Source organism: Pseudomonas sp. LjRoot277, from assembly GCF_964253845.1.
Lineage (GTDB): Bacteria > Pseudomonadota > Gammaproteobacteria > Pseudomonadales > Pseudomonadaceae > Aquipseudomonas.
The window spans coordinates 5,810,028-5,832,406 of the sequence record NZ_CAXURI020000001.1; the positions used below are offsets into that span (position 1 = coordinate 5,810,028).

General features: G+C 57.9%; 20 protein-coding genes and 1 pseudogene. 11 read left to right on the forward strand and 10 right to left on the reverse strand.

All coding sequences use genetic code 11. The features are described from left to right. Positions 1–89: 89 nt before the first annotated feature. Positions 90–872: an IclR family transcriptional regulator gene (locus tag ACSQ87_RS27085; RefSeq protein ID WP_223429834.1), complete on the forward strand. Its 783-nt coding sequence runs from the start codon at positions 90–92 to the stop codon at positions 870–872. A gap of 17 nt (positions 873–889) precedes the next feature. Here the strand turns inward: ACSQ87_RS27085 and ACSQ87_RS27090 are convergent, their stop codons facing one another. The 4 genes from ACSQ87_RS27090 to ACSQ87_RS27105 form a co-directional block, all read right to left on the reverse strand. Then, entirely contained in the window at positions 890–4,327 is a 3,438-nt protein-coding gene (locus ACSQ87_RS27090) for a dermonecrotic toxin domain-containing protein (protein WP_436274772.1), read from the reverse strand. Between the two features lie 165 nt (positions 4,328–4,492). Further along, on the reverse strand, positions 4,493–7,045 hold the full coding sequence (locus ACSQ87_RS27095; RefSeq protein WP_223429836.1) for a LuxR C-terminal-related transcriptional regulator: 2,553 nt from the start codon (positions 7,043–7,045) through the stop codon (positions 4,493–4,495). 140 nt (positions 7,046–7,185) lie between these two features. After that, positions 7,186–8,553 (reverse strand): DUF1329 domain-containing protein, encoded by a 1,368-nt coding sequence (locus ACSQ87_RS27100; protein ID WP_223429837.1) that lies wholly within the window; start codon positions 8,551–8,553, stop codon positions 7,186–7,188. 23 nt (positions 8,554–8,576) lie between these two features. Continuing rightward, a complete protein-coding gene (locus ACSQ87_RS27105) occupies positions 8,577–10,370 on the reverse strand; it encodes a DUF1302 domain-containing protein (RefSeq protein WP_436274773.1) in 1,794 nt (597 codons plus the stop codon). Positions 10,371–11,040: 670 nt separating this feature from the next. On the opposite strand from ACSQ87_RS27105, the gene ACSQ87_RS27110 reads away from it, so the two are divergent. Beyond that, positions 11,041–11,808, forward strand: coding sequence for an N-acetylmuramoyl-L-alanine amidase (locus ACSQ87_RS27110; protein WP_223429839.1), 768 nt, complete (start codon positions 11,041–11,043; stop codon positions 11,806–11,808). 77 nt (positions 11,809–11,885) lie between these two features. Here ACSQ87_RS27110 and ACSQ87_RS27115 read toward each other — a convergent pair whose 3' ends face one another. The 5 genes and pseudogenes from ACSQ87_RS27115 to ACSQ87_RS27135 all read right to left on the reverse strand — a co-directional run bounded on the left by ACSQ87_RS27115 (position 11,886) and on the right by ACSQ87_RS27135 (position 15,496). Next, positions 11,886–12,797, reverse strand: a complete 912-nt coding sequence (locus ACSQ87_RS27115) for an SDR family oxidoreductase (protein WP_436274774.1) — start codon at positions 12,795–12,797, stop codon at positions 11,886–11,888. A gap of 112 nt (positions 12,798–12,909) precedes the next feature. Then, complete coding sequence (locus tag ACSQ87_RS27120) at positions 12,910–13,812, reverse strand: alpha/beta fold hydrolase (protein WP_436274775.1); 903 nt, start codon at positions 13,810–13,812, stop codon at positions 12,910–12,912. Further along, a complete protein-coding gene (locus ACSQ87_RS27125; protein ID WP_223429842.1) occupies positions 13,812–14,594 on the reverse strand; it encodes a class II aldolase/adducin family protein in 783 nt (260 codons plus the stop codon). Before ACSQ87_RS27125 ends, ACSQ87_RS27120 begins: the two co-directional genes overlap by 1 nt. Positions 14,595–14,725: 131 nt before the next feature. Then, positions 14,726–14,983 (reverse strand): annotated as a pseudogene (locus tag ACSQ87_RS27130) (LrgB family protein); the annotation flags it as partial. A gap of 57 nt (positions 14,984–15,040) precedes the next feature. Further along, positions 15,041–15,496: a flavodoxin gene (locus tag ACSQ87_RS27135; RefSeq protein ID WP_223429843.1), complete on the reverse strand. Its 456-nt coding sequence runs from the start codon at positions 15,494–15,496 to the stop codon at positions 15,041–15,043. 154 nt (positions 15,497–15,650) lie between these two features. On the opposite strand from ACSQ87_RS27135, the gene ACSQ87_RS27140 reads away from it, so the two are divergent. Beyond that, complete coding sequence (locus ACSQ87_RS27140) at positions 15,651–16,127, forward strand: PAS domain-containing protein (protein ID WP_436274776.1); 477 nt, start codon at positions 15,651–15,653, stop codon at positions 16,125–16,127. 54 nt (positions 16,128–16,181) lie between these two features. Beyond that, complete coding sequence (locus ACSQ87_RS27145) at positions 16,182–16,787, forward strand: hypothetical protein (RefSeq protein ID WP_223429845.1); 606 nt, start codon at positions 16,182–16,184, stop codon at positions 16,785–16,787. 1 nt (position 16,788) lies between these two features. On the opposite strand, the gene ACSQ87_RS27150 is transcribed toward ACSQ87_RS27145, so the two are convergent. Then, the gene (locus ACSQ87_RS27150; protein WP_436274777.1) at positions 16,789–17,748 is read right to left on the reverse strand and encodes a MerR family transcriptional regulator; all 960 of its coding nucleotides are present in this window, start codon (positions 17,746–17,748) and stop codon (positions 16,789–16,791) included. Between the two features lie 211 nt (positions 17,749–17,959). Between ACSQ87_RS27150 and ACSQ87_RS27155 the strand changes: the two genes are divergently transcribed. From ACSQ87_RS27155 to ACSQ87_RS27185, 7 genes are all read left to right on the forward strand, one after another. Then, a complete protein-coding gene (locus tag ACSQ87_RS27155; protein WP_223429847.1) occupies positions 17,960–18,529 on the forward strand; it encodes an antibiotic biosynthesis monooxygenase in 570 nt (189 codons plus the stop codon). Between the two features lie 72 nt (positions 18,530–18,601). Next, on the forward strand, positions 18,602–19,312 hold the full coding sequence (gene folM, locus ACSQ87_RS27160; protein WP_436274778.1) for a dihydromonapterin reductase: 711 nt from the start codon (positions 18,602–18,604) through the stop codon (positions 19,310–19,312). Positions 19,313–19,334: 22 nt separating this feature from the next. After that, positions 19,335–19,910 (forward strand): GTP cyclohydrolase I FolE, encoded by a 576-nt coding sequence (folE, locus tag ACSQ87_RS27165; protein WP_223429849.1) that lies wholly within the window; start codon positions 19,335–19,337, stop codon positions 19,908–19,910. 2 nt (positions 19,911–19,912) lie between these two features. Continuing rightward, complete coding sequence (folX, locus tag ACSQ87_RS27170) at positions 19,913–20,284, forward strand: dihydroneopterin triphosphate 2'-epimerase (RefSeq protein WP_150658820.1); 372 nt, start codon at positions 19,913–19,915, stop codon at positions 20,282–20,284. 67 nt (positions 20,285–20,351) lie between these two features. Next, a complete protein-coding gene (locus ACSQ87_RS27175) occupies positions 20,352–20,648 on the forward strand; it encodes a DUF1244 domain-containing protein (protein WP_008150700.1) in 297 nt (98 codons plus the stop codon). Next, positions 20,641–20,979, forward strand: coding sequence for a HopJ type III effector protein (locus ACSQ87_RS27180; RefSeq protein WP_008037347.1), 339 nt, complete (start codon positions 20,641–20,643; stop codon positions 20,977–20,979). The genes ACSQ87_RS27175 and ACSQ87_RS27180 overlap by 8 nt, the downstream gene beginning before the upstream one ends. A gap of 122 nt (positions 20,980–21,101) precedes the next feature. Beyond that, on the forward strand, positions 21,102–22,352 hold the full coding sequence (locus tag ACSQ87_RS27185; protein ID WP_436274779.1) for a 2-aminoadipate transaminase: 1,251 nt from the start codon (positions 21,102–21,104) through the stop codon (positions 22,350–22,352). Positions 22,353–22,379 lie beyond the last annotated feature (27 nt).

The following is a 22,379-nucleotide window of genomic DNA, read 5'->3' on the forward strand; positions in this document are numbered from 1 at the left end:
TCGTAATTCGATTACGCTTAACGTAATTTGATTGGTATTGACCGTCAAGCTATAAAGACGCCCATTCGTCCCGGGATCAGACCGCCTCCATGGAAACGCCGCGCAGCAACGATAAACAGAAAGTCCGCTCGGCCGAGGTCGGCACCGACATCCTCAAGGCCTTGGCCGAGTTGTCGCCATCGACTTCACTGTCGCGCCTGGCCGAACATGTACAGATGCCGGCGAGCAAGGTTCACCGCTATCTACAGGCGCTGATCGCCAGCGGTTTTGCTGAACAGAATGCTGCCACCAACCATTACGGTCTGGGCCGCGAAGCCTTGCGCGTCGGACTCGCCGCACTCAACAGTATGGACGTGCTGAAAGTCGGCGCCCTGCCCTTGGCCGAGTTGCGTGACGATCTGAATGAAACCTGCTTTATCGCGGTGTGGGGCAACCAGGGCGCGACCGTGGTTCACATCGAACCGGCGGTGCGCGCGGTGACGGTGGTCACGCAGTTGGGTTCGGTGTTGCCGTTGCTCAGTTCTTCAACAGGGCTGGTGTTCGGCGCCTATCTGCCGAAGCGTGAAACCGTCGATTTGCGCGAGCAGGAACTGCAAAGCAGCGCTTCACAAGCGCTGGCGGACGATCAGGCCTATAAGGCGTTGTGCGAACAGATCCGCGAACGCGGTCTGCATCATGTGCATGGTTTGCTGATGCCGGGGGTCGATGCGTTGTCGGCGCCGGTGTTCAATGCTGTCGGGCATGTTGCGGCGGTGATGACCATTGTCGGCCCGGCGTCATTGTTTCACGCCGACGAAAACGGCCCGGCGGCGCAGCGGTTGTTGGCTGCGACGCGGGCCGTTAGTTGGCGGATGGGGTATGAGCCCGAGTAACGGCTGCCCCCCCTAAATCAGCCTATGATTCGGGTTTCACTGTCCGAGATCAAGTACGTGGACGTCATCGCGGTGACATAGTCGACGCCCACCTGAACACCGGTCGCGGTCGACACGATGTCCGAGATACCCGTGATCCGCGACAACAGGCCCACCGCCGAAGTCGACGTGCCGGCCCCCGCGACGATGCCCACATACAAGAGGATGGCGCTTCTCCAGGCCGAGGTGAGATGGGCTTTGCCGGCATCTTCATCGCCCTGGCTGTAAGCAATCACACCTTGAACGATCGAACGCGTGATACGCAGGACGCTGGCCACCAGAGCAACTGGAGGGACAAACAGCGAGATGACATCCACCACCAGCTCTGCACCGACCATCACATTACGCCAGAAGATTTCCCCATGCGTGCTCGTCTGATAGTCGACGTCGTAGATAAGCCGCGACACCATACTGTCGTATTCGAACTTGAAGTGGGTCACAGCGTAACTGTCTTGCAACCTTGGCGTCGGCAAGGCAAATGGAGCGTCGCGGCAGTTGTCGACATAACGTTTCACCACGCCTCTGCTTTCCAACCTGACAAGTCCGACAACATGGTTGCCCAGTACGCCCCCCTTAAAGCCCTGAGTCAACGACTCAATGGGACGAAATGCCAGGCCATCCGGTGCTTTCGGAATGTAGATCAGGTATTCCCACTTGCCAGCCACGTTGCGCCCGAACGTATAGGCACCCTCCAACCGTCGCCCCTCGAGCGCCAGCGTATAAACGCCTTCGCCTGGCGCGCCGCCCGTCAGGAACGGCACCAGATTATGGGGACGATCATGATCCAGCCCCTCGATCAGCCCCTTGAGCCAATTGAAGTGTTCACCGGAAAGAGCGCCCTGCATTTTTTGCGTCAATGCCGCCCTGAGCATTTCGTTCTGCACGGTTTTGCAGTAAAGCTTCGCCTTGAGATCGTAAGAAGGTGTTGTCAGGAAATCCTGCCGCAGATATTGCTCATATTTCTCGCCCGGCAATAAATTGATCAGCGCAGTGACAGCGGCTGTATCCAAGCGCCCCAGCGGCGAGTTGTTCAGGGAGCGGAACGACACAAATTTATCAGTACTCCAGATCTGCCACTGAATGAACACCTCGGTGAGTGTCATCCTGTCGTGTCCACGCAACTCGACGTGCACCTGATCCGGGTCGATTTCCGGATGCGGGCCGGATCGCCGCAGATAATCGTTCAACGCCTTCATGACCAGTTTTCGTGAGAAGACGCCAAACGTTTCGATAGGTATAGATACTTGGTGGATGGCTTTGAAATCCGTGTTTAACCTGGTGAAAAACTCGCGATCTTGCGCAGCGGCCTTTCTGTACCAGCCGGGTGTGACCACCTGTTCTTCAGCAATTTCCCAGTCGATGAGTTTATGGATGGCGCCCATGAACGGCCCGCCTTCCAACCCGCTCGCCCATTGCACCAGAACAATGCCGTCCCACCACTGCCGTTCGAACACCGGCGCCGGCAGGACAAAGGAGAGATGGTACTCCACAAACTTCGCACGATCGCTGTTGAAAGTCTGCCCGATCAGGAAGTCACGATCACGCTGCTCGAAACCCCATTTGATAAACTGTCGCTTCAACGCCGTCAGATCGGGAAACTCATACCATTGCTGCCCCGTCGGTGCACCGGGAGCGTAGAGTACATGCATCGAATGATCAGGCATTGCACCTCTGGCACGGTAAACGATCATGTCTTTGAACGGTCGGTAGTAGCTGCGAAAAGCAACGCCGCATGCCTCCATTCCCGGATCGCCAAACAGATAACGCTGCGAGATGTCCTGTGCTTTCGGGCTGATATGATTTTGAAGTAACGCTGCGAAGTTACTGAGCGCCGTTTGCTGCCCCAATACTTCCTGCATGGCTTCTCTAACTTGCGGATCGTTGAGGCGTTGATTTCGTTCATTGGCGTATTTCAAACGAAGATCAAATTGCCGGATGGCGTATTCGATATTGGAAACTGACAGTCGTGGATTGTTGTGGAAGGCTTCGAACTGAATCGAGTATTTCCCTGCCGCATCATGCACACCGTACATGAACAGTTGCGTCAGGGTTTTACGCTGGACATGCTCGATGTTCCTTGAGCCCATACGCACCCAGTGTTTCACGACCACCCAAACAGTATCGGGATCAACGCGATTGGCATCGCCCTGGGAGATATGTTCTCCGACGACACCCCGCACATACTCCTGAAATGAGGAGAGCCCCCCCATCGCCTCATGCAATGCCACCTGGCTTTTGAGCAACGCCTGTTCCAGAGAGGCAAATACTTCCTGATTGGTTGTGGAAGTGTCCTTCAGCCATTGCGGCCGGGCGTTTTTTGAAATCAATACGAGCAGGTTGGCAGTTCGGCCCTTGGCATCGTCGATCACTTCATTCAGGCCATGAGCCGACTCAATTGAACGTACAACGCTCTGCAGGTCCGCGCCCGGCGCCAGTAATCGACGAAGACTGAAAGCAACGTCACGCCGTTGTTTATCCAGCAAATTGTCGATGACGTTCTGGAAAATTTCGCCATGGGTTTTCAAATACCGGATATCAGGCGCACTTCTGACGTGTTCGGCGTCCTCCAGTGAAACACCTTTGAGTAACTGCGCCCGGCTGTTCGCGTCGCTCAGGCGCTGCTCCAGCGAGCGGTGCATCAATGCCGACGTCCGGTACGTTTCCAGCCCTTTTGCGGGGGTGTAAAGGATGACCCAATCATCGCTGGCAGGTACAAGTTCGTCGCTGATCTGACCACTCAGATGCATGGCAAAACAACAGGCCAACGTTGCGAATCGTCCACTTTCGAGTTGCAATGAAAGACTGTAAGCCGGGGTCTGGGGGATGCCCCAAAGTAAAGTTTCAAAACTGAGATCTGCCTCCGGCATCACCCCTTGCACTTGTATCACTGCTTTCAACTCTTGCCAGAAAAGCGCCGCATACAAGTTGCGCAGGTCACTGCTGCGAGAGCCCAGTTCACGACCCTTGGCATCCTTACCCACAGACGCTGCCCAGCGTCGATCCAGTTCTTGCGTGTATTTTTGCGCCAGCGTACCCAGCACATCGCCAATCAGCGCCCCCAGAGCAATCACGTCCAGACCGTCGACCCGGTCCAACTCATCCATGGAGCCGGGCCAGTCATAGACGCCGTACTGACTCGCATCATAAGCAGGGGCACGCCCACGACTCAGACACTCCATGAATACGTCCATGAACAGACCGGTCGGCTCCTGATTCGCAATGCCTGAACGTCGGGCATTGATGTAAGTCCTGCTGATGTAGACCTCCGGCAACAGCTGTTGAAGTTCCTTTAACAAAACGTCTTGCAGGATTGCTTTAAACGACGCGGTTTTCTTCAGCGCTTCTTCCAGCGCGGTAAAACATTCAACCACCTCTCCTAGATTTTTCTGTACCAACTCTGTTTCCTGGACACTCATATAAACATTCCATTAATGCACTTTAAAAAACCAGGCAACGAAATGCTGCCTGAATCAGTGCAATTAACTTAACGCAAGCAAAACCAATAAAAACACCCACCACCCATTGCAAAACATTAAAAACCCAGCACAACAAAACAAATTCACAACATCATTAAAAAACAATTAACCACATAAACCCAGCATTCTCGCCCGCGCTACTGCATGAGTCCTGCGCTCAACCCCTAATTTCCCATGAATTCGCCGGACATGTGTTTTAACTGTATGTAATGAGATGAACAATTTATCGGCTATTTGCCGGTTCGAATTTCCTGACGCAATCAACTCGAGCACTTCCATCTCCCTCAGGCTCAGTGGACTCTCATTAATACCTTTATCAGAAAGTGGCTCGTTATTAACTATGTGCAGTTCCGAGAAGAGACCGGGACAACGCCGATTCAACTGCACCAACAACTGCTGCAAGTTACAACGGCTCGCCTTCTCTTCGCCCTTGTCGAAAAACTGCCGGGCACTCTCCTGTTCGCCCATCATGAAGGCCGCCTCGGCCATCGCCAGCAGAAGCTCGGCTTCCAGGCTGACCATCCCGTTCGCTTGCGTGTGTTCAAACAGGATTGCGAGCCGAGCCAAGGGATCCTCCACCCGTTGCAGTTTGACCTCAGCCAGAATCAACAAATACTCAATCCGCGGAATCAATTCCAGTGTCGCCGGGGGGGCCTGCCGGGCCTGTGGCCCCCGATAATGTTTGAGCACCCGGCTCAACGCCTCACGGGCCAGTTCGGGACGGCCTTGTTGCAACCAGAGCTGGCTGCTGACTTGCAGCAGAACGCCGCGGTAGACCGTGTCTGGAATGTGCCGTTGTTGCATCAGCCGCTCGGCATCGCGCAACCGGACGAACGCCTGGGCGTAATCGCCCTTGTTCGCAGCCAATTGGGCCTGACCGAGAAAGCCATACAGCACGCGCTTGTCGTGGTTGCGCAAGCAATCGTCCAGGCCCGCATGAAAGAACTCGGCAGCTCGCTCGTCTGCGCCCAGGCACAGGGCCAACCGCCCGCGACGCAATGCAATTCGTCCGAGCAAGGGTGCCGGTCGGTCCGAACGCTGACGGAGCAATTTATCGATGTCGCAAAGTAGACTTTCGGCACGAGCCGGGGCACCCCGCTGCTCCAGCCATTGCGCATGATCGAGCTCCATCAGGCCCTCGAACACCAGCGAACCTTGCGCCCGCGCCAGGCACAGCGCCTCACGGTTGTGGGCTTGCGCCACGTCGAGTTCGCCCCTTAGCAATGCCTGTTGCGTCAAACCGGACAAACACATCAGGCGCGCCGTCCAACAGTCGGGATCGAGCGCGCTCAACGCGTCAAGAAAGTGCGCGTGCGAGGCCTCCATTCGTCCCTGTAAATGCAGCAACCAACCCTGCAGGGCCTGCCAACGTGCAATCAGTTGACGCTGAAGCACCGCCGAGGGTTGAGGCATGAAATGCGCCAGATGAGCGATACAGGCAGTCGCCTGTTCGAAACGTCCGGCGAACAACAGCGCAGCTGTAATCAATCCGACCAATTGCGGGCTGCCCAGCGTCAGTTCCTCGCCTTGCTGCTCATGCAAACGCAACAACAGCACCACCGTTTGCTCCTCGAACAAATGCTCGAAACTGAAGTGCTGCAACAGGCTGACCGCCACTTCGTATTCCTCGGCGAGCAATGCCTGTTCGAAGGCCGATTTCCAGTCCTGTTCGGTACAGAACCATTGGCAGGCACGACGATGCCAGGAACGTCCCGCCGGCCATTGTTCATCGCGCAACAACTGCGTGAACGGGGTGAATATCTGCAGCCAATCGGTGGAATCCCCCCAAGGTTCGATAAAACAGCCCAGCGCTTGCAAGGTCCGCAAATACTGAGCCCCCTCTCCGGCCCCGAACAAGTGATCGCAAAGCCGGGCATTGAAGCGGGGCAAGTGGGCCAGCACGCGCCAGGCCTCGCTCAACTCAGGCGTCAGCGAGCTGAACAACTCATGCTCCAGGTAATCGAGCAAGGTGTCCGCCCGTCCCAGGGGTTTGTCCTGACGCGACCAGTCGCACTTGTGCAGCATTGCAATCCGCACACCGGCACACCAGCCGCCGGTGCGCTGGATGATCCGACTGGCCACCTTGCTGGCCTGCTCCGGTACCCAGGGCTGCAATATCTGCTCGACTTCACCGGGCGTGAAAGCCAGCGAAGTGCTTTCGCACTCGTACAACTCATCGTCGAGCAGCAACCTTGGCCAGTTGCAGGGCGGCCGACGGCGGGCACCCAGCCACCAGGTCAACATCGGGCTGCTGACCGCCAGCATGCGATCCAGCAGCAGGTCCAACTCGGGGTTCGGGACGCGGCAAAAGTCATCGAGAAACAGCCAGGTCGGCGTCTGCAATCGCGCCAGATAGCCCAGCAACTCTGTTTCACTCGACGAGGCCTGCCCCAGCGTCTCTGCCAGACGATGACGAAACTCCGCCGCACTCGACGCCACGCCAGATAATGGCAACCAATGCACCCGGCACTGGGTTGGCGCCTGCAACAGGCATTCGGCGAGCAGCGCTGTCTTGCCACTACCGGCCGGTGCGCAAAGTAATTTCACCCGGGCCGTGGAGGCCAGTAACGGCTCGGTCAAGCGAGCCCGCGACTGGTGATGAGTGGACAGTCGGGGCAGGAATCCAGAACGGTCCAGACACGGGATCATGGCGGTCATTGCGGCGTGCCTTTTTATAATTGTCCGGCAACCCTAGCCCTCTCTAACCCGCTTGTTGAGAAGTATTCAGCACGCTGATTGGCAGCCATAAAAAAGGCGACCACCCGGTCGCCTTTTGTACTGTCAATGTATCAAAACCCTTACCGAACGCCCTCGGCGCGCAGGGCCGATGGGGTGTAGTCGGCGGCCTTGGCTTCGAAGCCAAATTCGAAACTGTGCTTCTCTTCGTTCTTCATTCCCAGGGCAATGTATCGGCCGGCAATGATGTCGTAGAGCGCTTCGAGGGTGTAGGCCGGAGTCTGGTGATCGTAGTAGTACTGAGCGTGCCCCTCGGCCACTCGCCACAGCTGACCGCGACCGTCGTAGTGGTCCGCCAGCGCTACTTGCCAGCTGTCTTCGTCGAGGTACATGTGGCGTTTGGCGTAGATGTGCCGTTCGCTCGGCTTGACCGTACCGATCACTTCCCAGACCCGGTGCAACTCATAACGGGTCAGGTCCTGATTGATGTGCCCGGCCTTAACGATGTCATCGTACTTGAGGCTCGGCGAGTCGAGTTTGTAGCTGTTGTAAGGGATGTACATTTCCTTCTTGCCGACCAGTTTCCAGTCGTAGCGATCCGGTGCGCCGGAGAACATGTCGAAGTTGTCGGACGTGCGCAGGCCGTCAGCGGCAGTACCCGGACCGTCATAAGCCACTTGCGGTGCGCGACGCACACGACGCTGGCCGGCGTTGTAGATCCACGCCAGACGCGGCTCTTTCACCTGATCGAGGGTTTCGTGAACCAGCAGCACGTTACCCGCCAGACGCGCAGGTGCCGTCACCGATTGCTTGAAGAAGGTCAGCACGTTGGCGGCTTTTTCCGGGTCCAGTTCCTTCATCAATTGCGGTACGGCGATCTCTTCCTCGAAGCGGATCGGTGTGTAGCTGCCGTTCGTTTGCGGGGTCACCTGAGTGATGATGCGTCGCAGGTTGCCGCCGTGATAGCGGGTGATGTGGTTCCACAGCACCTCGACGCCGGCCTTCGGAATCGGGAAGGCGTAGTAGCGGTTGCCGGTGAAGTTGGCCAGGCCGTTACCGTCGTTGATGCTGTTCACGTTCAGCGCGCTGCGTTTGGCCGACTCGTAAATCTCCGGGGGTACGGCCACGGTGCGGTGGGTCGGGTAGACCGGGATCTTGTAGGTTTCCGGGTAGCGCTTGAACATCGCCACCTGACCTTCCGACAACTTGTCTTTGTACTTGTCGACCGTCGCGGCGGTGATGGTGAACAACGGCTTTTCGCTGGCGAACGGGTCAGCCAGGAAACCTTTACTGTCCACTGCGCCAGCGTTTTTCGGGATACCGCCAGTCCAGGCCGGGATCGAGCCATCGGCGTTGCCGGCCTTCTCGGCACCCAGCGGCGTGAGGCTGGTGCCAAGCTTGTTGGCTTCTTCAGGCGAGACCGCCGCCATCACGTTGGCAGCCAGCAGACTCAAGGCCAGGGCGCCGCATTGCAGAATCATCTTGTGCATCAAATTCATCCTTCTCAGCCAGATCAGAAGTTCACGCCGAAGCTCAGTGCCAGGAAGTCGCGGTCTTCCAGGGTGTTGTAGTCACCGCCGAAGAAATCGGTGTAACTGAGGCTCGCGGTATAGGTGTTGCGGTAGTCGGCATCGACGCCGACGCTGACCGCTTTGGCGCCTTCGTTGAACAACCCGTTGGGGCCATAGCCGGCGACATCGTGGGACCAGGACAGGTTGGGTTTGAGGTTGATCCCGCCGATCACGTTGGCGTAATCGAGGATCGCCCGGGCGCGGTAGCCCCAGGAGGTCGAGGTGACGAAGCCGTCGGTATCGCCGCCAAAACCGTACTGGCCATAGACCGGGTCACGGCCGTAACGCAGTTTGGTTCGCGGCTCCAGGCCACCGACATGCACCACCGCAGCCTCGCCGACCAGGGTCAGCCGTTGGGCGCCCAGCACTTGGTCGAAGAAGTGGGTCAGGGTGCTCTGGACCTGCGTCACTTCCTTGCGGCGGTAGCCTTTGTTGTCGGCACCTGGCGTGGTCGCGATAGGCGATGCCGCGCCACCGGCGATCGGGTTGAGCAAGGCCAGGGTCAGGTCGTTGGTGTTGACTTGCACCGGAGCGTTGGGGCGATAGCTGATCTCACCGGTCCACGCCGTGCCGGTAGGCAAGGTGGTGGAAAAGCTCGCGCCGTAGAGACGGATGTCTTCCGGGTATTCAAGGTAGTACTGACCGCGTCCGAGCATCACACTCTGAGCCAGTGCCGAGCCAGTGCCGGGCGCGATTCTGTTGGCGGCACCGACGATGGCCGGGATCCGTGCCAGCGTTGTCAGGCCGGCAGTGGTGGTGCCGACCGTCGGGCTACGGCTGTGATAGTTCATGAAGTACAGACCGTACTCGGTGTCGTCGCCGAGCCAGCGCAGCGCCGTCCCCCACTGCCCGGAGTCGCGGGCGTCGCGGTCACCACTGCGCTGGACGATCACACCTTCCTTACTGACTTCGAAGCCTTGGCCAAACGCTGCAGCGATCGGTTGCAACGGTGCAATCGCCGGGCTGGCAACCGTGTAATTCTTGTTGCAGCCATCAGCCACCACGTCGTTGCCGAAGAAGGTGCCGCAGTTGTCGACGACGGTCTGGTCCCACTCCAGTTGATAGAAACCTTCCACCGAGAGTTGGTCGGTCAGGCTTTGGGAGGCGAACAGCATGTTCACCGGTATCAGGCCTTCCTTGATTTCGGCGCCAGGACGGCGGAACGCTGAAACGTCGATCGGGTTGATGCTGTTGATCGAGTTGCCGATGAAGGTACTTTCACCCCAACTCACCACCTGCTTACCGGCGCGCACAGTGCCCGGCAGCTCGGCGATGGAATAGTTGTGATAGACGAAGGCGTCGAGCAGTTGCGCCCCGGAGGACTTGGCGCCTTCTTTACGACCGCTGTCACTGATCGGTTTGAACTCACGATCCTCGTCCTTGAGTTCGAAGTCGTACCAGTACTTGCCACGCACGAACACCCCGGTGTCGCCGTACTTCAGTTCGAGGTCATGAATACCCTTGAAGATCTTGGAGAAGGTTTCGCCCTTCTTGAAGTTCAGCCGCCCGTCATCCCCGGTCGAAGACTGGCCGGTCCCGCCATTGACGATGCCCACCAGAGATTTGTCGGCATCGCGCATGCCCCAGCTCGCGCCGACGGACAGCGAAGAATCAAAAGTCCCCTCGATTTCCCCGATGTTGAATGAAACAGCCTGCGCCTGGGCGCAGCAACCCAAGGCAACCGCAGCGGCGAGCGCTTGCGGCGTGAAGATGGCGCGCATTGTTGTTTTTGTCATGCGTCTTCCCCGGTGAGTGACAGAAGGCCCCACCCTACTGCCGCACGTTGGGAGCGATAAGCGCACCAAGGAGGTATTCGTGGTGTACCTCCAAAGGATGAATCCCCGCATGGGACGGCGTTTTGCGCGGGTTATGGATGGGCTGGATGGGGGGTTATCAACGCAGCGCATGGCATGTGGGCGGGGCTTGTGGCGACTGTTACTCATGCTGCAACAGTTCATGTCATGAATCGCTATTTTTCCTTTTGGCTCAAGGCCTTATTCTTTCCGGGCTTTCACGGCAAACGGCCGGAAAGCAGGAAGCAATGGCGGTGGCCAGTTCACGCCATTAGCGACAGATTTCAGATGAATTGAAGCTATTCGACTCATCGCCCTGTGTTCACTGACGTTGATTTATTGCTCCTTGATCAATCGTCTTACTTTGGCCGCTGCGTTTGCAGCGGCCTTTTTTATGGGCGGTGGTTTTGTGACGATGGCGAAGAGTTGCATGAAGTAAAAGTGGTACTCAATTATTTCACCCAATCTAACTTTTTATTACCTACACACCTCTCGGAAAACGACTACATAGTTATGTAATCACGTGAAGCGCCCTCGCGATTAAGGTTAAAAACAGGTCAGCCATATTGTTTGCACGCTGACTCTAACCTAATTAATTGCGAGCAATATTTCCATGAAACCCATTGACTACAACAAGTACCGTACCACTAAAAGTTTGAACACCCGCGTACGCTTTCTGATTTTCCACTACACAGCCGGCAACTTCTCCAGTTCGGTCAACGCACTGACCGGCCCGAATGTCAGCGCCCACTATCTGGTTCCCGACATCACCGATCCGAGCTACTTGAAAGCAGGTTATACCCGGCAGGAAGTCTTCAACCTCGTCGACGAAACCAAGCGCGCATGGCATGCGGGCGTGAGTCATTGGGGCAATAGAAGCAATCTGAACGACACGTCTATCGGCGTTGAAATCGTCAACCTTGCAACGTTTAGCCAAGGGGTTTTCAACTTTCCGCCGTATCAGCCAGAACAAATTGCCGCCATTGAAGAGCTGGCGTTGAACATCCTTGAACGCTACCCGGATATCAGCCCGACCCTTGTTCTGGGGCACTCGGATATTGCTGTCGGCCGCAAGAGTGACCCAGGGCCGAAATTCCCCTGGCATGCCCTTTACTTGAAAGGCGTCGGTGCCTGGTTCGACGATGCCACCCGAGACACCTATCTGCAGCAATATTGCGAGACCGGCATTCCAGCCCGAAGCGAATTGCTCAAACTGTTCAAGACTTACGGGTACGACGTTTCCGGTGCGTCAACCGAACAAGGCTTCACACAACTGGTTCGGGCCTTTCAGCTGCACTTTCGCCCGGAAACGTACGACGGGATTATGGATGCGCAAACGGCCGCGAATCTGGCGGCATTGGTTCACAAGTATTTTCCTTGAAGACCGCTGCAAACCAGATGTCGGGGCCGAATATTAAGAACCAGCAAGGTCAAGAGCGGTGACCTTGCTGGTTTCCATTAAATCGAATACTTCTGCAAATTCGCCATCATTTCCTTCAGCGCTTCAAGGTTGTCCTGCGGATGCACCGCGCCTTCAAAATCGCAGATCTGCTGCCAATGCGCCGCCACATCTTCCGGCGAGAAACCAACCCGCGGATCAAACCCCGCGCCGAGGCTTCGTTCCCAGCGCACTTTGCCCATCCAGCCGCCACCGACTTCAAACAGCCCGGAGGTTTCCTGGCAGTTCTCGCTGGCGAGGTACACCACCAGCGGGCTGACCAGTTCCGGCTTGAGTTGTTCGAAGACTTGCGGCGGGATCAGGCCTTCGGTCATGCGGGTGCCGCCGGTGGGGGCGATGGCGTTGACCAGGATGTTGTTCTTGCGGCCTTCGATGGCCAGGGTGCGGGTCAGGCCGTAGAGGCCGAGTTTGGCCATGCCGTAGTTGGACTGACCGAAGTTGCCGTAAATGCCCGAGGTCGAAGCGGTGAAGATGATGCGGCCGTAGTTTTGCTCGCGCAGGTGCGGCCAGGCGGCACGGGTAACTTTGTAGGCGCCTTCGACGTGGACGCGGTAAACCAGGTCCCAGTCGCCGTCTTCCATTTTGTGGAAGGTTTTGTCCCGCAGGATCCCGGCGTTGTTGACCACTACATCGACACGACCGAAGGTGTCCAAAGCGTTCTGAACGATTTTGTCGCCGTCGGTGACGGAGTCATGGTTGGCCTCGGCGATGCCACCGGCCTCGCGGATTTCGGCCACTACCCGGTCGGCTGCCGAAGCGTTTGCGCCTTCGCCCTGAGCTGAGCCGCCGAGATCGTTGACCAGCACTTTGGCGCCCTGTTTGGCGAACAGCAGCGCGTGGGCCCGGCCCAGGCCACCGCCTGCACCCGTGATAATCACGACTTTATCTTCGAAGCGCACAGACTCATTCATTGGGGGGACTCCAGCAGGCCAGGGGACAATAAGTCCGAGTGTCAGGCACGGCGATGCGGGTCACAATGAACTGGGGTGTGGCTGAATGGTGCGCAATAAGGCAGGGGGATAATCAGGAGCAGGCGGCCTTGCGCGGCGGTGAAACCAGCAGATCGCGAAACTCCAGATAGTGCTTGAGCACCTGCCCCGGCGCCTCGGTCTGAGGGTAGTGGCCAATGCCTGGCAACAAGACCGTGTCCGGATTCGGGATCAGTTCCCGATAACGCCGGACCATGTGCGCGCCGGAGACCGGATCGACCTCACCATCGATCACCCGCAACGGCACTTCACCACGCTGCATCGCGCTGACCCAACGCTCGCGCTGGGCACGCCGCTCAGGGATGTAGGCAATCAATTTGTGCATGATCCGTGGCCCTTGATTGCTCTCGATCAAGCTCCAGAAATCGTCCATCTCGCTCTCTGTGGGGCGGCTCTGGGGGCCGAATATCTGCCGGAAACTCTTCACCAGACCGTCACGGGAAAAGGCTCGCCCGATCATCCAGCCCAAGGGGCTGAGCAGGAGTTTTTGCATCAGGATCGGGCGATGGGTTTCGGGAAAGAGGCCGCCGTTGAGGAACACACAGCTGGCGATATGGATGCGTGCTTCGTAATGCCGGGCCAACAGTTCCTGGGCCACGCTGTCGCCATAATCGTGGGCCAACAGGTGCACCGACTGCTCGACCTCCAGGTGTGCCAGCAAGGCCTGTTGCAAATCGGCCTGCTCCAGCAGGCTGTATTCGTGATTCACCGGTTTGGCGGAGTCGCCAAAGCCGAGCATGTCGCAGGCAATCACCCGATAGCGCTGGGTCAGCGGCTGCCAAAGGTAATGCCAGTCCCAACTGGCGGTCGGGAAGCCATGAATGAGCAACAGTGGCTCACCCTGCCCCGCAGTCCAGTAACGGATGGTCTGGCCACGGAATACGAACGTCTGGCCGCGCTTGCGCCAGACACACAGGGGGATCTCGGCGAGTGCCATTAGAGTTTATAACCCGCGTCTTGTTTATCGAGTTTGCGCAGCAGCGCTGGCCAGGCCAGTGCGCCGCCCATCCCTTGAGCACTTTTGGTGACGCCGGCGATCATTGCCTTCGCGCCTGCCAGAATCTGCGGTTCGATGGCGATCAACTCGGCGCCACCGTTCTGCGCCAACACCTGGATATCGCAGGCGCGCTGGAAGGTAAACATCATCAGGAACGTGTCGGCGATGGTCGCGCCGCAGGTCAGCAGACCGTGGTTGTGCAGCATCAGGAAATTGTTTTCGCCGAGGTCGGCTTGCAGTCGCGCCTTCTCTTCATGGTTAAGCGCAACCCCTTCGTAGGCGTGATAAGCCAGGCTGGACAAGACAAACAATGATTGTTGGCTGATCGGCAAAATGCCTTGTTTCTGCGCCGACACCGCGACACCGGCAGCGGTGTGGGTGTGCAGCACGCAGACGACATCGTGACGAACCTCGTGCACCGCGCTGTGAATGGTGTAACCCGCCGGGTTGATCTCGTAAGGGCTGTCCATCAGTTTGTTGCCGGCCTGATCGACCTTGACCAGGCTCGACGCAGTAATCTCGTGGAACATCAGCCCGAACGGGTTGATCAGAAAGTCTTCGGTACCGGGGACCTTGGCCGAAATGTGGGTGAAAATCAGGTCATCCCAGCCATGCAGAGCGACCAGACGATAGCAGGCGGCAAGATCGACGCGGGTCTGCCACTCGGCGGCACTGACCTGGTCTTTGACACTGTGTGGCGATTGGACGGGGGTTACGCTCACGACAAGGAACTCCTGTTCTTATTATTTTGCTCACGAGATCCAGTCTAGTCACGCCCCGGGGATCGTGTAGTTGCATTGGCAGCCAGCTTGATGGCCTAACGAGTCAGTACGCCAACGAACCTGGATCCATGTCAAAGTACTGCCGCCAACAACGGTGCGGCGAACAGATTCAGCAGCCCCGTCAGAACCATGACCAACCCCGCCACCGAGCCCTCTTCACCCCCCACTTCATGTGCCCGACTGACCCCGGCACCGTGGGCACCGACACCAAACAAGGCCCCTCGAGCCAAGGCGCTGCGCAGGGGCAATCACTTGAGCAGAATGCCACTGAGCATCGCCCCGAACACCCCGGTGAACATCACAAACACCACGGTCAGTTCCGGTACGCCGCGCGTACTTGTCAAAAGCCGCGCAAGCTTGGCTCGCCTTGCTGCGCGAGTGGCCGGTCAGCCCCGCAGAGCGCTGACCAACTCCGCCAGCCAAGGCTCGGCATCGGTTTCCGGCGTCACGCTTTCGCTGGCGTCCAGGCGCAGCATGGGCAGGACTTCACGTATTCCCAGCTCGCCGAACAATTCGCGCATCAACTCGCCGCCGCCGCAAAACGTGTCGCCGTAACTCGCATCACCCAGGCCAATCACGGCACCCGGCAAGCCATGCCAGGCAGCCGGCAACTGGTCGCGAATGGCGAAATACAACGGTTGGAGATTGTCCGGCAGTTCGCCCATGCCGGTGGTCGAGGTCACCGCCAGGAAGGCTTCAGGAGCAAAGGCCTGAACATCGGCGAGGGTCGCACGCGGGTTGTGCCAGGTTTCGAAACCCGCTGCTTTTAGAATATTTGCGGCATGGCGGGCGACTTCTTCAGCCGTGCCGTACACCGAGCCGGAAAGGATGGCGACTTTCATCAATCTGATCCTGAAGCTGAGTAAAAAGACGGGGGATATTAACAGCCGTGGCAAAAAAGCTGCGATTGACTCTCAATTAACGCTGGTGGCCAGTAGAAAGTTCTCAGCGTTCTTTTAGAATGCATCCCACAATCAAATTGGAAAGGACTCTCCGATGATTAACGCCCAACTGCTGCAAATGGTGATCAACGCTTCCAACGACGGCATCGTGATTGCCGAAAAGGAAGGCGAGCAGGACAACATCCTGATTTACGTCAACCCGGCATTCGAACGCCTGACGGGTTACACCAGCGAAGAAGTCCTCTACCAGGATTGCCGTTTTCTTCAGTCCGGGGACCGCGACCAGGAAGCTCTCCCGTTGATTCGCGAGGCCTTGAGCAGTGGCGGTTCCTGCCGGGAAATCCTCAGGAATTATCGTAAGGACGGCACGCCGTTCTGGAACGAGCTGTCCCTTTCGACGGTGAAGAACCCGAATGACGGACAGACTTATTTCATTGGTGTGCAAAAAAACGTCACCGTTCAGGTCAAGGCGCAGCAGCGAGTCGCGCAGTTGGAGGCGCAATTGGCTGAGGTCCAGGCCGAGCTTGCCGCACTAAAAGCGACGAACGGCGAAAACAAAACGAAGAATTGATTGTCATTAACTACAATCACCGGTGACTTTGTAACTTTTTCTGTCGAGCTGATCATGCAACGCGACGCACTCCTGACCCAGGATGAGCTGGATTTTATCCAGACTATGCAACACAACCCGCAACTCAATGTGCGGGATGCGACGTCGAGCCTGCTCGTCAACGGTGGTTCACAGATTCGTGACCTGCTCACGCGCCTTGCCGCTCATGAGCAAGTCACCATCCAGGCCCACTTCGAAAATCAGCAAATGACCTTCCCGCTGCACCTGGTTGAAGACGAGTTTCATGCGCTGCATTTACGCCTCGGCGTCCCCAGCATCTATGAAGACGGACCGATGATCCGGCCCTGGCGTCTGGTCCTCGAAGAACCGGTAGCGCTGGAGAATGCCAATGGCCAGCCCGGCACCCTGTGGGTGCATGAAGTGTCGTTCAAAGGGGTCTTGCTGGAAGTTCGCAACAAGACCAAACCGCCCAAACATTTCGCCTTATGGTTCAGCCCGTCTGGCTACGAGCGCATCGCGTTGCGCGGCACCTTCGAGAAAGAAACCGAGAGCGGCTTCTTTGCCTATCAGTTGAATCAGGGTGACAAGGACGAAACCGAGCGTCTGCGCCAGTACATCCTTCAACAGCATCGGCTGACGCATCCGGCCATGCATCTCTGATTCAAGTGTCCAGGTTGCCTGTCAGGAACTGTTTCAAACGCTGACGCATGACCATTCCTTCGTTTCCCAGACATCCAATCGACGATCCAGCCAGGCTTTCCTGCACAAGATCGGACGCATCCCCCGCCAGCATCAACTGACAATCCAGGCTCAAGGCCAGGCGCTTCAATCGCCGTGGCAACTCGGGCGCAGGCGCGTGATTGGAAACCAGCACCAGCGCCTTGGGTTTGACTCTTTCGCAGACCAGGGTCAATTCATCGAATGGCTGACCGATAGCCAACACTTGAATAGCCGAATCGACACTGCTCAGAAACAGCGCGGTTACCAGCACTTCGAGTTCACGGCACTGATCGTTGAGGGCGCAGACAATTACCCGTCGAGGCTGCAGGACACGCACCAGCAACAGGCGTTGCAACACTCGAGAACGCAAAAAACCATCCAGGAAAAACCACTCGCTGGCCTGACCGAACGCTTCATGGCGCTGCAGCAATCGCTTCCAGAGTGGAAGCAGAATGTCCTGAAACACGACAGTCAGCGGATAACTGGAAAAGATCTGTCCATAGATCTGCTCCAATTGAACCTCATCAAAGGCACTCACCGCCGACTGAACTTGCTGCTGCCATTGCGAGTAGTCAGCTTGCACGAGTTCATTCGGGATGATGTGCGACAGAGCCTGAAGCGGTTCAACCCTGGCCAGGATCTTGCTGACTTTACTGACAGCAACGCCGCGTTCGATCCAGCCAAGGATACTGCGGACCCGATCGATTTCGGTCATCGAATACAATCTGTGCCCACTTTCGGTGCGCGCGGGCTGTATCAGCCCATAGCGGCGCTCCCATGCTCGTAGCGTGACCGGGTTGACCCCCGTCAGGCGCGCCACTTCACGTATCGGAAACAGTTCTTCCTGCTCGAGTGGAAGACCGGGCTGCAATCCAGGAACAACGTCAGTCAGGACAGGCATTTTATAATTCTACGTCCATGTATAAATTGGATCCCATTCTACCTCCCCTGCCCCCACACCCTACAAGACGTTGATGGCGACGAATATCACTGACGTTCCAGGCAGAATCAGGAATAATCCTTGCTTGTTCCAAGACGCAGCCCACCACCCCGGCGCTGCGCCTGGCGAAACTCCTATCCGGAGCGACGCGATTGTCATATGGAGATACACAATGTCTACCTCACCCGTCACGCTGATGGTTGCGCGCCGCGTCGCCGATGGGCGTTATCAAGACCTGATCGCCTGGTTGCACGAAGGTGAACAACTGGCTACCGATTTTCCCGGCTATCTCGGTTCTGGCGTGCTCGCTCCGCCGCCCGACGATGACGAATTCCAGATTATTTTCCGCTTTGCCGACGAGCAGACGCTGCACGCCTGGGAGCATTCTGTATCGCGCACCGCCTGGCTGGCACGCGGCAGCGACTTGTTTGCCCATCCAACGGAACATCGTGTCAGCGGCATCGAAGGCTGGTTCGGCGCCGCCGACCAGCGACCACCACGCTGGAAACAGGCCGTGGCGATCTGGTTGGCATTCTTTCCGGTTTCCCTGCTGTTCAACGTTGTCCTCGGGCCGTTGCTGAGCGACATGGGTCTGCTGAGCCGGGTGTTCATCAGCACCTTGTGCCTGACCCCGCTGATGGTTTACTTCTTCATTCCGCTGTCGACCCGACTGCTGGCCAACTGGCTGAACACCACACCGCAGCGGCCGCTGCCCACCGAGCCTTCGACGCAGAATCGCTAAGCCTGCCACCACAATAGGTGTACGCCTCCCGTCGCTGGTATAGTTTTGCTCTTACCGCGACGCGAGCCGTTCATGACCTCTTTCGTAGCCCCGATCCTCATCACCGGTGCCGGCCAACGTGTCGGCCTGCACTGTGCGCAGCGTTTGCTCGAGGATGGCCAGCCGGTGATCTTCAGCTACCGCAGTGAACGCCCCGGCGTACAAACCCTGCGCGACCTGGGGGCGACCGCGGTGTTTGCCGACTTCTCCACTGAAGCCGGAATCTTCGCGTTCATCAGCGAACTGAAAAACCACACCGACAGCCTGCGGGCGATTGTCCATAACGCCTCCGAATGGCTGGCCGAAACCCCTGACACCGACGCCGCAGCCTTCACCCGCATGTTCAACGTCCACATGCTGGCGCCCTACCTGATCAATCTGCATTGTGCCGACTTGCTGCAACGCTCAAGCCCGGCGGACATCGTGCACATCAGCGATGACGTGACCCGCAGGGGCAGCAGCAAGCACATTGGCTACTGCGCCAGCAAAGCCGGGCTCGACAGCCTCACCCTGTCCTTCGCCGCGAAATACGCGCCGACAATCAAGGTCAACGGCATCGCGCCAGCCCTGCTAATGTTCAACCCCGACGACGACGCGGCGTACCGCGCCAAGGCACTGGCCAAGTCCGCGCTGGGTATCGAACCCGGCTGCGAAGTGATCTACCAGAGCCTGCGTTATTTGCTCGATAACCCTTATGTCACCGGCACGACCCTGACCGTCAACGGCGGACGGCACATCAAATAAGCGGCTCCCGCGAGGATGTTCCATGACGTTATCCCTGTCCCAGACCGCCCTGTCCAAAAGCTACCGCGAAATCCTCATCGGCCTCGGTGAAGACCCCGACCGCGAGGGTCTGCAAGAAACCCCGGCTCGCGCGGCAAAAGCCATGCAGTACCTCTGCCATGGTTATGAGCAAAGTGTCGAAGAGATCGTCAACGGCGCACTGTTCGCTTCCGACAACGATGAAATGATCATCGTCGACAACATCGAGCTGTACTCGCTCTGCGAACATCACATGCTGCCCTTCATCGGCAAGGCGCATGTGGCTTATATTCCAACGGGCAAGGTGCTGGGCCTGTCGAAGATTGCACGACTGGTGGACATGTTCGCCCGGCGCCTGCAAATCCAGGAAAACCTCACTCGGCAAATCGCCGACGCGGTGCAGCAAGTGACCGGTGCGGCAGGCGTCGCGGTGGTTATCGAAGCCAAGCACATGTGCATGATGATGCGCGGCGTCGAGAAACAGAATTCGACCATGAACACCTCGGTGATGCTCGGCGCCTTCCGCGAGTCGAGCAACACCCGCCAGGAGTTCCTGCAATTGATTGGACGGAGCAAGTAGCAATGCCACAACTTCAACCAGGAACGGCACGCATCCGGGTCAAGAACCTGTGCCTGCGGACCTTCATCGGGATCAACGAAGATGAAATCCTCAACAAGCAGGACGTGCTGATCAACCTGACCATCCTGTATGCCGCTCAGGAAGCGGTGCGTGACAACGACATCGATCACGCGCTGAACTACCGCACCATCACCAAGGCGATCATCGCCCACGTGGAGGGTAATCGCTTCGCCCTGCTCGAGCGCCTGACTCAGGAAATTCTCGATCTGGTCATGGCCAACGAGTCGGTGTTGTATGCCGAGGTCGAAGTCGACAAGCCCCACGCCCTGCGTTTTGCCGAGTCAGTATCGATTACCCTGGCCGCGAGCCGCTGACCGCGTCTGGCGCATTGTTCGTCAGACTTTTATCATCCGCGCACGATTTGATTGCACAGAGCCCGCCATGACCGATCAACAACGCCTGGAACTCGAAGCCGCCGCCTTTCGCCGGCTGGTCGCCCACCTGGACAGCCGCAAGGATGTGCAGAACATCGACCTGATGAACCTCTCCGGTTTCTGCCGCAACTGCTTGTCCAAGTGGTACAAGGCCGCTGCCGACGAACGCCAGATCGAGGTCAGCCTCGATGACGCCCGCGAAGTGGTTTACGGCATGCCGTACGCCGAGTGGAAAGCCCAATACCAGCAAGAAGCCAACGCCGAACAACAAGCGGCGTTCGCCAAAGGAAAACCCAATGAGTGATTTGAATACCCTGCGCGCCAGCCTCAAGAGCGGCGAACACGTTTTTGCCGACACCCTGGCCTTCATCGCCGCCGGCTACGACTATCAGCCTCAGGCTTTCAACAATGGCGGCGTGGAAAACGCAGCCGGGCAGAATGAAGGCTCGTGCAAGACCCTGGGCCTGGCGTTGCTGGAAGGCTTGAGCGATGAAGAAGCGTTGTTGGCGTTCGGCGAGCATTACCGTTCGGTGGTGGCCACGCCTGAAGGCAGCGATCACGGCAATATCCGCGCGTTGATCGCTCATGGGTTGGCCGGTGTGAAGTTCACTCAACAGCCGCTGACTCGCCGCTGATTCAACACTTCCAAACACATCCCGACTTTTAAGATTAACCCGGCAACTTTATTTCGTTTGCCGGGCACCGCTGCTCACGGCTTAGATAAAAAGAAGCATCCCTTCTTCTGAGTCAGGTATCCATGAGCAGCGAAACCATCAGCCAGTCGATCAACATCGTTCATCCCGTCACGCTCAGCCACGGCAAAAATGCCGAGGTCTGGGACACCGATGGCAAACGCTACATCGACTTCGTCGGCGGCATCGGTGTATTGAACCTCGGCCATTGCCATCCGCGCATCGTCGAGGCCATTCGCGAACAAGCCACCCGGCTGACCCACTACGCGTTCAACGCCGCCCCGCATGTGCCCTACATTGAACTGATGGATCGTCTCACCGCGTTTATTCCGGTGGACTACCCGGTCAGCGGCATGCTCACCAACAGCGGCGCTGAAGCGGCGGAAAACGCCCTGAAGATCGTCCGTGGCGCCACCGGTCGCACGGCCGTCATCGCCTTCGACGGCGCCTTCCATGGCCGCACCCTCGCCACGCTCAACCTCAACGGCAAAGTTGCGCCCTACAAACAGAAAGTCGGCGTGCTGCCCGGTCCGGTTTTTCACTTGCCCTTCCCGAGCAAGGACAACGGCGTGACCTGCGCCGAGGCCCTGAAAGCCATGGACCGGCTGTTCAGCGTCGAGATCGACGTCGATGACGTCGCCTGTTTTATCGTCGAACCGGTGCAGGGCGAATCGGGCTTCCTGTCGCTGGACGTAGAGTTCGCCCAGGCGCTACGTCGCTTCTGTGATAAAAAAAATATCCTGCTGATTGCTGATGAAATCCAGTCCGGCTTCGGTCGCACTGGTGAGCGTTTTGCCTTCTCGCGACTGGGCATTGAACCCGATCTGATCCTGCTCGCTAAAAGCATCGCCGGCGGTGTACCGCTGGGCGCGGTCGTCGGGCGCAAGTCGCTGCTCGACACCTTGCCCAAGGGCGGACTGGGCGGCACCTATTCAGGCAACCCGATTGCCTGCGCCGCAGCACTGGCAACCCTGGACGAAATGACCGATGCGAACCTGCACGCCTGGGGCTCGCAACAGGAAGAAGCCATCGTCAGCCGCTACGAGGCCTGGCGCGCCAACAAGCTTTCCCCGTATCTGGGCCGCTTGACCGGCGTTGGCGCGATGCGCGGCATCGAGCTGACCAATGCCGACGGCACACCGGCCTCGGCGCAATTGACGCAGCTGCTGGCGCTGGCGCGAGACGCCGGTTTGCTGCTGATGCCCAGCGGCAAGTCGCGCCACATCATTCGGCTGCTGGCACCGCTGACTACTGAGGCAGCGGTGCTGGAGGAAGGGCTGGATATCCTCGAGGCGTGCTTCGCAAAACTGTCCTGACAATCTGAATCTGCGCGCACAAAAAAA